The organism is Aporhodopirellula sallentina SM41 (genome assembly GCF_000346505.1).
Taxonomy (GTDB): Bacteria; Planctomycetota; Planctomycetia; order Pirellulales; family Pirellulaceae; genus Rhodopirellula; species Rhodopirellula sallentina.
The window spans coordinates 1-13,178 of the sequence record NZ_ANOH01000105.1 but is presented as its reverse complement, the minus strand read 5'-3'; the positions used below and the strand labels follow the sequence as shown (position 1 = coordinate 13,178).

Sequence of the window (13,178 nt, the reverse complement as noted above, 5' to 3'; positions counted from 1 at the left end):
GATGCTATCTACGGTCTTCAACCACCTTCGTCCTCTTTTCGTGTTTGTGACCCTTTTCGGATTTTGGGTCACGACGAGTTCCGGCTTCGAACGAACCGCTGAGTCGTCCGAAGCCGCCGAAGTCATCGACAAAGCATCCGGTGCGAACGATAAGACCTCCGACAAGGAATCCGACGAAGCGGGCGGCGTGTGGGACATCGAATCACCCCCAGGCCCCACCCAACGACAACCCATTGATTGTGACTCGGGAACTTGGATCAATCTCGATGTAAGTCCTGACGGGCAAACCATCGTCTTCGATCTGCTCGGCGATCTCTATTCGATGCCGATCGAAGGGGCCGACGGAACCGAAGCCACCGGCAAACGTCTTCCCGTGAATTTGACGCAGTCCGTGTCTTGGGAGATGCAACCTCGGTTCAGCCCCGACGGAACAGAGATCGCCTTTACCAGCGACCGTACCGGCAAAAGTAAAAAGGCAGGCGATAACATTTGGATCATGTCGGCCGACGGCGAAACGGTAACGCAGGTCACCAACGAAACCTATCGTCTGCTCAGCAGCCCGGCATGGTCACCGGACGGCCAATACCTCGTCGCTAGGAAACACTTCTCGAGCCGCCGTTCGCTCGGTGCCGGAGAATGCCATCGCTACCACCGCAACGCGATCGCGATGAACGCGGCGTCGGGTACCGCGTTGACGAAACGTACGAGCGACCAGAAAGATGTCAACGAACCCGTCTACTCCCCCGACGGCCGCTATCTGTACTACAGCCAAGACGTCACGCCCGGCAAGGACTTCGAATACGACAAAGACTCCCACAAAGGAATCTACGCGGTCAAACGCCTCGACATCATCGGCGGCGACACCGAAACGTTGATCCGAGGTCCCGGCGGCGCCTGTCGACCAACGCCTTCTCCCGATGGAAAGACGGTCGCGTTTGTTCGCCGCGTTGGTGTCAAAACCGGGCTGCATCTCTTTGATATCGAGTCCGGCAGAATCCGCCTGGTTTACGATCAACTCGAACGAGACATGCAGGAGGCCTGGGCGATTCACGGCGTGTACTCGGGCTTCGACTGGATGCCCGACGGCAAGTCGATTGTTATTTGGGCCAAAGGAAAAATCCGCCGAATCGATATCGAATCCGGTGACGCCAAAGTCATCCCGTTTCGCATTCGCGATCACCGCGAGATCCGCAAACCGGTCCGGCACAACGTACCGGTCGGCGAAGATGAATTTGACGTCAAAATGCTTCAAGACGTCCGGGTCTCACCCGACGGATCCCGAGTTGTCTATCAAGCACTCGGCCATCTCTATGTCAAAACACTCCCCGACGGAAAACCTGTCCGACTCACCGACCAAACCGACCATTTCGAGTTTTCACCATCGTTCTCAAAAGACGGACGCTACGTCGTCTACACAACATGGAACGATCGCACTCTGGGAACCATCCGCATCACATCGGCCGATCCCCAACGTGGCGAAGGATGGATTGTTTCCAACCAACCCGGTCACTACATGCATCCGTCGTTCTCTGCCGATGGAGAACAGATCGTCTATGAAAAACGAGGCGGGGGTCATATTCGATCAGCGCTTTGGTCGCGAAACCCTGGGATCTATCGCACCACAACGAAAGACGGCGAACCTGAACTGCTGACCGAGAACGGAACCCGCCCCTTCTTCAACTCGGACGGTGATCGTGTTTTTCTGATTCGCAAAAACGCGAACAAGGATTCGGACAACGTCACGCTCGCTTCGATCGACCTTCACGGCAACGACGTGCGTGAACACTACCAAAGCGATTGGGCAACCGATTTTGCGATATCACCCGATGGCAAAAACATTGCCCTCATCGAACGGTTCCACGTTCACATCGCCCCGTTCGTTCATTCACCGACACCCATCCACGTCGGTCCCAACGCCAAAGGGATCCCGACGGTGAAAGTCAGCGAAGACGCGGGTGAGTTCATCCATTTTTCAGGAGATGGCAAACGGTTGCACTGGAGTCTCGGGCCGAACCTGTACACGTGCGACGTCGCGGCAGCGATGCAGCCCCAAACGGTTCAGAAAACCACCGCGGATACCAATGACGAAAAAACCAATGACAAAGACGCAATCGACAACGAGGGGGAAGAAACGCCGTCGACCAAGTCAAGCCTGACAACCCACCTTCCGATCGGTTTCACGCATCCCACTGCCAAACCCGATACGCGGCGGGCGTTGGTCGGAGGACGCATTCTCACAATGGGGCCGAAAGGCGTGATCGACGACGGTGTTATCCTGATCGATCGCGACCGAATCGTGAAAATCGGGGCTCGGGACAAAGTCAAAATTCCCGACGGTTATGTCACGACCGACATTCGTGGACAGATCGTGATGCCAGGATTGATCGACACCCACGCACACGGCGCTCAGGCCACGTTCGGCATCACTCCGCAACACAATTGGCTGGATTACGCACGCCTCGCTTTCGGCGTCACGACGATCCACGACCCGAGCAACGACACACACAGCATCTTTGCGGCCAGCGAACTGGCCAAGGCCGGCATGATCACATCGCCGCGAACGTTCTCGACTGGCAAAATCCTCTATGGCGCTACCGGTGCGAACAAGGCCGAGATCGACTCACTCGACGACGCTCGTTTTCATCTCCGCCGGATGAAAGCCGTCGGTGCGTTCACCGTCAAGAGTTACAACCAACCCCGACGTGATCAACGCCAACAGGTTGTGGCTGCCGCGAGAGAACTCAACATGATGGTTGTCCCCGAAGGCGGCAGCACGTTCATGCACAACATGACCATGATTGTCGACGGACACACCGGAATCGAACACACCCTGCCGGTCCAAACAGCCTATGACGATGTGATGGATCTTTGGCGAAATACCGCCGTCGGATACACGCCCACTCTCAGCGTCGCCTATGGCGGATTGTCAGGCGAACGTTATTGGTACCAACTCGATGACTTGTGGCTGCACACCCGCCTGCAGACATTCATTCCTCCACAAATCCTCAACCCAAGATCACGTCGTCGTGAGAAGGCATCCGAAGACGACTACAACCACAAACGTGTTGCCGAGATCGCACGCGACGTGGTCAACCAAGGCGGCCTGGTGCAAACCGGCGGACACGGACAATTGCCTGGGATCTGCACCCACTGGGAAATGTGGAGCTTTGTCCAAGGCGGCATGACCCCCATGCAAGCCCTCACGTGCGGAACAATTTATGGAGCGAAATACCTGGGACTCGACAATGACCTTGGGTCGATCGAAAAAGGCAAACTCGCTGACCTTATTGTCTTTCGCAAAAAAGCCGATCCGACCAAGAACATTCGTCACAGCGAAAAGATCGATCTCGTGATCGCCGGAGGCAACGTTTACAAAGCCGACCGAATGAACCGCTATGGCGACAACGCACCGCGAACAGACTTCTACTGGCAACGTGACGGCGACGTCGGCAGCGTCAGTGAATACTGCAACGTGGTCGGATGCAGTTGCCACCGGGGCCGGCAATAGCCAACAGCGGGGTCGAGAGTTTGAACAACTCTCGGCAAACCAACGCTCTTCCGTCCGGCGTGCGCTGGGATGCGGAGGTGTCGTATCGCTCAAAATTTTTTTGTGCTTGTGCGGTTGAACTGTGATACGATGTCAACCTCCCACCCCCCTAGATCTCCCCAAGGGTCGCCCGACCCGCCTTGGAAAAGATCACCATGCCCACCTTCCGCCCTCACCAGCGGTGGATGCCCGCGTGCTTGCTCGCCTTGCTCTGGTCATCAACTCCCGCCGCCAAAGAACCTGCCGAGTCGGTTGCGTTTTTTGAAAACAGAATTCGTCCCGTTCTTGTGGAACACTGCTATGAGTGTCATGCCGCAGATGCCGACGAAATCGGTGGCTCGCTTTTACTGGATTCGTCCGACGCCATGCTCGTTGGCGGAGACAGTGGGCCGGCAATCAAACCCGGCGAGGTTGACGAAAGTCCACTCGTCTTAGCGATCCGATACGAAGCATCCGAGATGCCACCCAAAGGCAAACTTCCCGATTCGGTGATTCGTGATTTCGAGCAATGGATCGCTGCGGGAGCGACCGACCCACGCAACCAAGTCACCGCCGGAGTTGTCAAACGCGAACTTGTCGACATCGAAAAAGGACGGAAGTTCTGGGCATTTCAACCGTTGACTTCGGTCGAGCCCACCACCCAATCCTATGACGAATCACGAGGCGTCATTGATCAGTTCATTGGCGAACGGTTGCGCGCTTCCGACATCGCCCCCAATTCCCAAGCCGCCGACGAGACTCGGCTACGACGACTTTCATTCGATTTGACCGGCCTCCCACCATCGATCGAGTTGCAACATCGATGGAAATTGGATCCGTCTTGGCAACATTGGAATCGCATCGTCGACGAAATGCTCGATTCACCAGGATTCGCAGAACATTGGGCGCGTCACTGGATGGATGTGGCTCGATACGCCGACAGCAACGGCAGCGACTTCAACGCGACGTTCCACGAAGCTTGGCGGTATCGCGACTACCTGATTCGTTCCTTCGCATCGGACCGACCTTTCGACCAGATGATTCGTCAGCAGATCGCCGGAGACCAACTGCCATACGACACCGATGCCGAACGACACGACAACGTGGTCGCGACGACCTTCTTGATGCTCGGCACCAAGATGCTCAGTGAGCGGGACAAGACCAAACTCGAACTCGATGTCGTGGACGAACAGATCGACACCATCGGCCGAGCTTTCCTGGGGATGACGTTGGGCTGCGCTCGCTGTCACGATCACAAATTTGATCCCGTGCCGACGTCCGATTACTACGCACTGGCGGGAATCTTCAAAAGTACGGTCACGTTGAAAGGAGAAAGCCAAGCATACGTGAGCACGTGGAACCGTGTGCCTTTGCCGACTTCTAAAAACCACCGCGAGGCGGTTCGCCAGCATGAACGCGCGGTCCAAACCCTGAAGTCAGAAATTGCCACGGCAGAAAAGACGCTTCAAGATGCGAAGTCAGGAATCTCCGAGGAATTGAGTGGTATCGTCGTCGACGACAGCCAAGCCACCAAGACCGGAACATGGAAAGAGTCGACCTATACCAAGGGATATGTGGGCAAAGGTTACGTTCATGACAACAACGCACAAAAAGGTACAGCCAAAATTCGCTTCGCTGCCGACCTGCCGTCGAACGGACCCTACGAAGTGCGTGTTGCTTATTCAGCAAACTCCAACCGTGCCTCCAATGTCCCTATCACCATCGAGACGTCCGATGGCATCGTCACAACAACCATCAGCCAGCGTAAAATCGACACGCCTCCCTTTTGGAGATCGTTAGGCACGTTCGACTTCAAAGCATCGTCACCTGCCGTGGTGACTCTTTCGAATCGAGAAACCAATGGTTATGTGATCGCAGATGCGGTGCAGTTCTTATCGACGGACGACCTGAACAAGATCAATCACCCGGAGGAGAACGCCCACAAGACAGCCGTCCATGCACGCATCGACGAGGCACAAAAGAAGCTCAATTCACTCAAACAACGACTTCAAAAACTCGTCAAAGAGAAACCCAAGCCGCTGCCCATGGCGATGGCTCCCACGGACCGGCCAACGTCAAAAATATCTGACAGTCCCGTACACATTCGCGGTGAACCGAAAAACCTTGGCGAGATCGTCCCCCGAGGATTCTTGCAAGTTTGCAGCGGTGGGGATGCGATCATTGCAAATCCGCGTGGCAGCGGTCGATTGGATCTGGCGGATTGGCTGACCGATCCAGACCATCCACTGGTGGCGCGCGTCTTTGTCAATCGTGTTTGGATGCATCTGATGGGTGAGGGACTGGTTCGCACCGTCGACAACTTCGGCGAACGTGGAGAGCGTCCTTCCCATCCCGAACTACTTGACTACCTCGCGACAAGCTTTGTCCGCAAGGGCTGGCATTTGAAACCACTCGTTCGTGAAATCGTCCGTTCCGCGGCTTACCATCGATCGAGCGAATACAACGCCGCAAGCGCAAGCACCGATCCCGAGAACCGATTGTGGTGGCGGATGCACCGGCGTCGATTGCCAGCAGAAGCGATTCGCGACGCGATGCTGGCTGCCACCGGGACTCTCTCGCGTGAACCGATATTGGAAACCATGAAGTCGCACGGCGTGTTGGTATCGGGGAACAACGGAAACAGCAAAGCGGGAAAGATCGCGAGTGTTGCCGCACCCTATCGTTCGATCTATTTGCCGATTGTGAGAGGGTACCTGCCACCGATGATGACGGCCTTAGACGCAGCCGATCCCGACTTGTTGGTTGGACGACGCCCGACGACCAACGTGCCCGGCCAGGCTCTCGTTTTGATCAACGCTCCCGAGATTAAAGATTGGGCACGACAGACGGCGGATCGCGTGCTCAACAGCCGCGAGGGATTGGAGGAACGGCTGGAATTCGTCTATCAGCTGTGCCTGCAACGCTCGCCGAACGAAAACGACAAACGACTCGCACACCGAGTCTTCGCCGAAGATCCCCAATCGCCCGATGCATGGCAGCATTGGATTGCCGCTCTGTTCGCAGGAACCGAATTCCGATTATTGGATTGACCGCAATGAACCGATTCCGATCTCGAGTTTTCTCACGCAGCCTGCAAAACAACAGCGGCCCTTGGTCGTCCAGCGAGTTGACCCGGCGTCAATTCGGCGTCACCGGGTCGTTTGGACTGGGTTCGCTCGCGATTTCCGGATTCTTCCCCTGGACTACCGCGACGGCCGCATCACCAACGGCATCCGACACGGACTCTTCAGGCGTAATCCAACCACTGCATGTCATGCCACGGGCCCGGCGAGTGATCCTTTTGTTTATGCATGGCGGGCCCAGTCATGTTGACACGTTCGACTACAAACCGTTGCTCGCCCGAGACGACGGCAAACCGCTGCCGTTTGCACTGCCACCCAACATCAACGCGATTCCCAAGCTATTTAACGGACCGTGGAAATTTGCCCAGCGAGGTGAATCCGGATTGTGGGTCAGCGACCTGCTACCGCACATGGCCGAACAAGCCGATTCACTGTGTGTGATTCGCAGCATGCACACCAAGGGACAATCTCACGGTCAGGCCGTTGGGATGGTCAATACGGGCAGCGACAATTTAGTGCGTCCGAGCGTTGGTGCCTGGGTCAGTTATGCGCTGGGCAGTGGACATCCCGACCTTCCCGCTCATATCGCGATCGGTCCCGCCACCGCACATGGCGGCCCGCGAAACTACGGCGCCGCGTTCCTGCCCGCCATGCATCAAGCAACCAAGATCGGCAGTAACGGCAAGTTTGGAAGCGGGAAGATCCCCTACCTCGATGCACCCGGCGATCCCGAAGAAGTTCAACAGCGGTTTGATTTGGTTCGCCAAATGAATCAACTTCATCATCACCGCAGCGGCCCGGATCGAGAAATCGAAGGCGCCATCGAAGCGATGGATTTGGCTTCGCGGATGCGGGAAGCGGCTCCGGAAGTGTTCGACATCAACCGCGAGTCCGCAGCAATGCAGGCGGCGTATGGTCTCGACCAACCAGCTACCAAATCATTCGGTCAGAGCTGTCTGCTCGCTCGACGACTCGCCGAGGCGGGAGTGCGATTCATTACCGTCAGCAGCGGTCAGGTTTGGGACCAACACAGTAATCTCGTAGCCGGACACAACAAAAATGCTTTGGCAACCGATCTACCGATCGCCGCATTAATGCATGATTTGAAACAGCGCGGAATGTGGGAGGATACGCTGATCGTGTGGGGCGGTGAATTCGGTCGCACGCCGGTGTTGCAGGGCGGCAACGGACGTGACCACAACCCCCAAGGATTCTCGATGGTACTTGCCGGCGGAGCCGTCAAACCGGGGTTCGCCTACGGATCAACCGACGACTACGGATACTATTCGTTGCATGATCGAGTTCACATGCATGACCTGCATGCCACGATCCTCCACATTCTGGGAATTGATCACGAACGGCTTACCTACCGCTACGCGGGTCGCGACTTCAGACTCACCGATGTGCACGGCCGCGTTGTGAGCGAAATCCTTGCTTGAGTCTCTCAAATCCGCTCCACCGACACGCGGCCAAAGGCCTTCACGCTCCTGATTCGTTTTGGATTGCCAATTGCGCCGCACGACGCTTTTGCATGCGTCCTAATCGCCACGCGATCGTTCCCCAGATCACCGTCAGCGGCAACGCCCAGAGATTCATTGCGGCAATCCCCATGCCCAGTTGCCGCGCCACGCCGAATAGCTGCCCGGACAACGCGTCGCCCCCGCGCAAGACGACCGTGTCGATGAAACTTTTCGATTTGTATTTGTCTTCGCGACTGACCACCGTGAACAACACTTCGCGAGCCGGGACGGTAATGCCGTAACCTCCCGCTCGCGTCGCAATCATGGTGACGACCAACGTCGACAAGGCCGGAATGAACGCGAGCGAAAGAAAACCGGCGAAGTAAATCACGGGCAAAATGACCAACGCGACACTGACACCGAACCGGCGAAGAACGATCCCGGATAGCAACGCCTGAATCGCTAACGTTAATAGTTGCGTTCCCAAATCGAGATACGCAAACAACTGGGTTCGTGCTTCCTTCGTCTCGATTTCCGCCGCAACAATCTCGGCTTGTTGGAAGTACAACTGCGTGCCGCAAAACTGCACGAGCACCAAGAACGCACAAATCATCGCCAGGTAAGGTGACCGCGCGACATGCGTGATCCCCGACAACACTCCGCCACCGGTCGGACTTTCCGACGGACGTTTTTTTGCGGCGTCTGCCTCCTGCGAATTCATCTCACGCGACGCATGCCCAAACTGTTTTTCGAGCCTCCACGCAAACCACAAACCGATTTCAATCATGACGACCGGCAATAACAACAACGCGCCGGTCGACAGACGTGTTGCCACTTGGCTGGTCAACAACGAACCGGTGATCGCACCTGCGGTTCCTCCCGCGGCGATCATTCCGAACAAACGTTTGCCTTGGCTGCTCGTGAAAAGGTCTGCGAGCACACTCCAAAAAACGCTCGTCGCAAACAAAGCAAAAACGTTCACCCACACGAAGAAGCAGCGTGCCGTCCACGTCCTCACCCACTCGATGTCGAGTTGCATCAACAGGAAAAACGTGACCAAGCAACTCGCAAAAAAATGATAAACCACTCGCACCAACCATCGTCGCGGTAGGCGAGCGACCAGGGCGGAGTAAAGCGGCACAGCGGCCAACATGACGAGAAACGTGACCAGCATCAAACCCTGCAGTTGCTGCGTCCCGCCGACACTGCCCATCGTTTCTCGCACCGGACGGACCACCATGTATCCGAACAAAATGCAAAAAACCAAGCCGTCGCGTAAACAACCGCGGTCCGTTCCTCAGGCCGGACACGAGCCCACCAAGACGACCGTGTCGGTTCGGCAGTTTCCGCAGCGTCAGATGGAGTTGTCACGAAAACTACCTGGGAACGAGGAAAGGCCTGCTGCCATCCGGAGGCAGGTGACCGTTTGTGCGCGAGATGTTGAATTCTGTGAAACTTTCTCGAAACCTTCCATCCCCTCGCAGAATCAGGCCCCGCCCGTCTCTATGATTCGTCTCACGGCCGAAATAAAATCAGCGGCGACGCAATCGACGAATCGACTTCCAAACAGAGAATGCGTCGACACACAGACGACTAACTACCTGCCCGAACCAAACATGAATTTCACAATGATCCGGAAACCACGCCCAATCACGTCTCTTGCAATGCTCCTCGCTATGCTCGTCAGCGCCGCCATGTCAGGCGTGACTGCGTGGGCAAACGAAGTCGACCCGAAACAGAAGGATTGGTATGCGAAATACAAGTCGCAACAAAACATCCCTCAACCTGAGGACATGCTGCTCAACACCGACGAAGAACCGTCGCTCGATGAAGGATTTCAAGACCTGTTCAATGGTAACGATTTGACAGGGTGGATTCCGCGAGGTGGCACCTGCCGATTCGAGGCCGTTGACGGCGAACTCGTCGGCACCTGTGTACCGGGATCGAACAGCACTTACCTGAGCACCGAAAAGAGCGACTACACCGACTTCATTTTCACCTGCGAGATGAAGTGGGACGTCGATGGAAACTCCGGCGTGATGTTTCGTGCAAAAACGAAAGCCAACGGCGACAGTGAATTGGTCTACGGCCCACAAGCCGAGATGGAAGGAATCACGGGCGACCGATATTGGTCCGGAGGCATCTACGGCCAAAGTTGCGGCGGGTACTTCTATCCGGTTTGGTTAAAAGAACACGAGGCCGCCCGCCAATCGCTCGACCGTACCGGTTGGAACCGATTGACGATCCAGGCTCAAGGGAACGTTGTGAAGACATGGATCAACGGAGTTCCCGTCTCGCACTGGGTTGATGACGGCACCTACCCCAAGGGTTTCTTTGGATTGCAAATCCACAAAGGTCGCAAAGGCCAAGTGCGTTGGAAGAACATCAAAGTCAAAGAACTCGACACGGATTCGAAAACCGATTCCGAATCGGACGAGTAGGCATTTCCTAAGAGTGACACGACACTTCGCTAGGACAACCTGCGGGTGTACACCCACCACTCGATAAAGATGACCGCAAGGGCTAGCAACAACAACGGACGCCAGTACTCGCGGCGAGTTTCCATTTGGGTATCGACGGTGGCGATGGTTTCATAGCCGAGTTCAACATCGGGCCTCGCCGCCAGTTTGCTTTCTTGGACGTCAAAAAGGTTAATCGCAAAGCGTTCGACCACACCGCCCCCGGCACTATCAACCTGTTGTGATCCTTCGCGTACGAGTTGATAGTTTCCGGTCATCCCGGTGTTCACGACGTCCACACTTCCGGCCTGTCCGACGGCGAGAGTATCGATCGGCGTGTCAGTATCCTTTTCGCCGGTCCGCACCAACGAAACCTCGCGAACGGCGCTCTCGATTCGAACGGGGACGGTCTCTCCGGGCTGATACGAAGGAGAAGCCGATGACGTGGCCGCACCCGCGAGATGCCGCAGCACGTTGAGCAGGAACACAGGCCACGACCGCTCGGCGTACCAATTGGTGTTCGCCTGGGTGTCACCATCTTCGTTCTGGCTAACCAACTCGAACCCGAGCACCAAATCGAGATACCCGCCACGGGGCGAAATAGCCATGGCGGTTCCGAGATCCGACTCGACCAACGCCGAGGTTCCGTCGGGCCCTTCGATTCCGCGTCCGGAAAAAATCAATAGCGAGTACAGCTCGAGATAGCGTAGCAACGGATGCGTGCGATCAATATCGATCAAGGTCAGGCTGCCCGGTGGAGTCGTCCACTTCCATTGATCACTCGGCAGATCGCCGATCGTAAATGTGTTCGTCGCAGGCATCTCTTTAGGGTGGCAACGGTCAAAGATGATCAGGTCATCATCTCCGGCAGCGGCTCGTTTGGCGTACGCATCGGTTTCGAGAAACTCCGGTGCAACAAATTCGCACATTGCGAGCCGAGCGGCCTTCTCGGTCGTCAAACCAAGTTCGAGCGGTCGGTTGCCTTCGGTCACGACCAAAACAGAAACCAAACCTGACGGAGTCAACGACGCATAAGCCGTGTCGTCCAGATCGAAATCATCGTCGATATCGATTGTAAATCGCATCCGCACCGCGTCGGGTGCCTCCACCGAAAACGACAGTCCGGACTGATCCCCCGGTGCGAGTTCCACCGACGCGGCATCGACCAAACGTCCTTCGAGAAACAGCGATGCCTCGGCGCTCGCGGCGACCTCTCCGCTGTTAATGACCGTTGCAAAGGCTTCGATCTTGCTCGGGTCCTGCAGATCTCGATTGGCGGAAAACGATGCCACCGCGAGGTTCTTTGTCTCGGACTCGCCGATCGCGTGATAGACGGGTTTCAAATTCCCAAGATTGAATTCGGTCACATTTTGAAAACCACCGTCGCTGTAGAGCAATAACTCGGCAGGCATCGCGTCGGCCACCTGAACGTCGCCGATGTCGGCAATCTCTGACGTTCGACGTGGGTTGGCGAGCCCGTCGGCCGCCCGCAACGCACCGAGGATATCCGTCGGTCGGTTCGTTACCTCACAACGTTGAAGTGCGTCACGCAGTCGTGACCGATCCGACGTGAAGGCCTGCATGACTTCGGCGCGATCACTAAACGCGATCAACATCGCGGTCTCGTCATCGTGCATCGTATCGATCCGGTCGCCGATCAACTTTCGGGCGTACTCGAACCGCGTCATCGTTTGGGACTCACCGTCCTGCTGCGCCGGGGCCTGCATGCTCGCGGACGTGTCGAGCAGGAAAACCAATCGCCCGAGCGAACTCGTATCCGCTCTCATGCCCGGTCGAAACAACGCAAACGCGGCCAACAAAACGGCGAGCAATTGCAGCAACAAAAGAATGCTGTTGCGGAGTCGCTGCAGCAGACTGTTGACGTGCAAATCCTCAATCGTTCGAGACCAGAGATACGTACTCGGGACCTCAACCGGTTCGCGTCGCAGCTTCAGGAAGTACAGCAGCACGATACCGAGCGGAACCGCCACCAACGCGACCCACGGCCAAATGCCAGTCAGGGCGGGGATCAAACTCATCGAACTACTCCCCGTGATCGCAGGTACTTCGTCATCACGGTTTCGATCGGCGTGTCAGTCGGCACGAGAACGTGCATGATCGATCGTTGTGCACAGTATTGCCGTGCCTGATGAAGAAACGATTTCAATGTCTCTTGATAGCGATCGATCACGTGTTGATTCACCGTGATTTCGGCCGCGTCACCGTCCTCCACGTCGATCAATCGACGGTCGCCTCGCAACGGCGGATCCAATTCTTCCTGAGACAAGACCTGCAGCACGAAGACATCCATTTGCCGACCGATCAACATTCGCAGGGCAGACTCGTATCCCTCCTTGTCCATCAAATCGGTGATCAAAACCACGACGCCGGTGGATGTCCCACGGAGAACAAAATCCTTCACCCCATCATGCAGCGACACGTTGGCGTCGGGATCTTGATTCGCAGCCGGCTGCAGACCGTCGAGGTACTTCAACAGTTTCCAAAGCGCCGCACGAGATCGGACCACCGGAGCGTTTCGTCCATTCGGCCCGAGTGCTTGAACAGAAACCCGGTCGCCGCGACACAAACCGACGTAACCGAGTGCAGCGGCGAGTTGTTTTGCCACCCGCAGTTTATTGGGTGTCCCGAA

At 56.4% G+C, this 13,178-nt stretch carries 7 protein-coding genes; 4 read left to right on the top strand and 3 right to left on the bottom strand.

The genetic code is table 11. The features are described 5' to 3' along the window. The first annotated feature begins 1 nt into the window (after position 1). From RSSM_RS06110 to RSSM_RS06100, 3 genes are all read left to right on the top strand, one after another. Complete coding sequence (locus RSSM_RS06110) at positions 2–3,508, top strand: amidohydrolase family protein (protein ID WP_236620980.1); 3,507 nt, start codon at positions 2–4, stop codon at positions 3,506–3,508. A 194-nt stretch (positions 3,509–3,702) separates the two neighbouring features. After that, on the top strand, positions 3,703–6,576 hold the full coding sequence (locus RSSM_RS06105; protein WP_236620979.1) for a DUF1553 domain-containing protein: 2,874 nt from the start codon (positions 3,703–3,705) through the stop codon (positions 6,574–6,576). 5 nt (positions 6,577–6,581) lie between these two features. Further along, positions 6,582–8,048, top strand: coding sequence for a DUF1501 domain-containing protein (locus tag RSSM_RS06100; RefSeq protein WP_008675694.1), 1,467 nt, complete (start codon positions 6,582–6,584; stop codon positions 8,046–8,048). A 40-nt stretch (positions 8,049–8,088) separates the two neighbouring features. Here RSSM_RS06100 and RSSM_RS06095 read toward each other — a convergent pair whose 3' ends face one another. Continuing rightward, positions 8,089–9,309 (bottom strand): NTP/NDP exchange transporter, encoded by a 1,221-nt coding sequence (locus tag RSSM_RS06095; RefSeq protein ID WP_236620978.1) that lies wholly within the window; start codon positions 9,307–9,309, stop codon positions 8,089–8,091. Positions 9,310–9,685: 376 nt separating this feature from the next. On the opposite strand from RSSM_RS06095, the gene RSSM_RS06090 reads away from it, so the two are divergent. Then, positions 9,686–10,510 (top strand): 3-keto-disaccharide hydrolase, encoded by an 825-nt coding sequence (locus RSSM_RS06090; protein WP_236620977.1) that lies wholly within the window; start codon positions 9,686–9,688, stop codon positions 10,508–10,510. 29 nt (positions 10,511–10,539) lie between these two features. Here RSSM_RS06090 and RSSM_RS06085 read toward each other — a convergent pair whose 3' ends face one another. Both RSSM_RS06085 and RSSM_RS06080 read right to left on the bottom strand, forming a co-directional pair. Then, positions 10,540–12,567: a vWA domain-containing protein gene (locus RSSM_RS06085; RefSeq protein WP_008675691.1), complete on the bottom strand. Its 2,028-nt coding sequence runs from the start codon at positions 12,565–12,567 to the stop codon at positions 10,540–10,542. Then, the coding region (locus RSSM_RS06080; RefSeq protein ID WP_044301359.1) for a DUF58 domain-containing protein at positions 12,564–13,178 on the bottom strand (615 nt) is incomplete at its 5' end. The genes RSSM_RS06080 and RSSM_RS06085, both read right to left, overlap by 4 nt.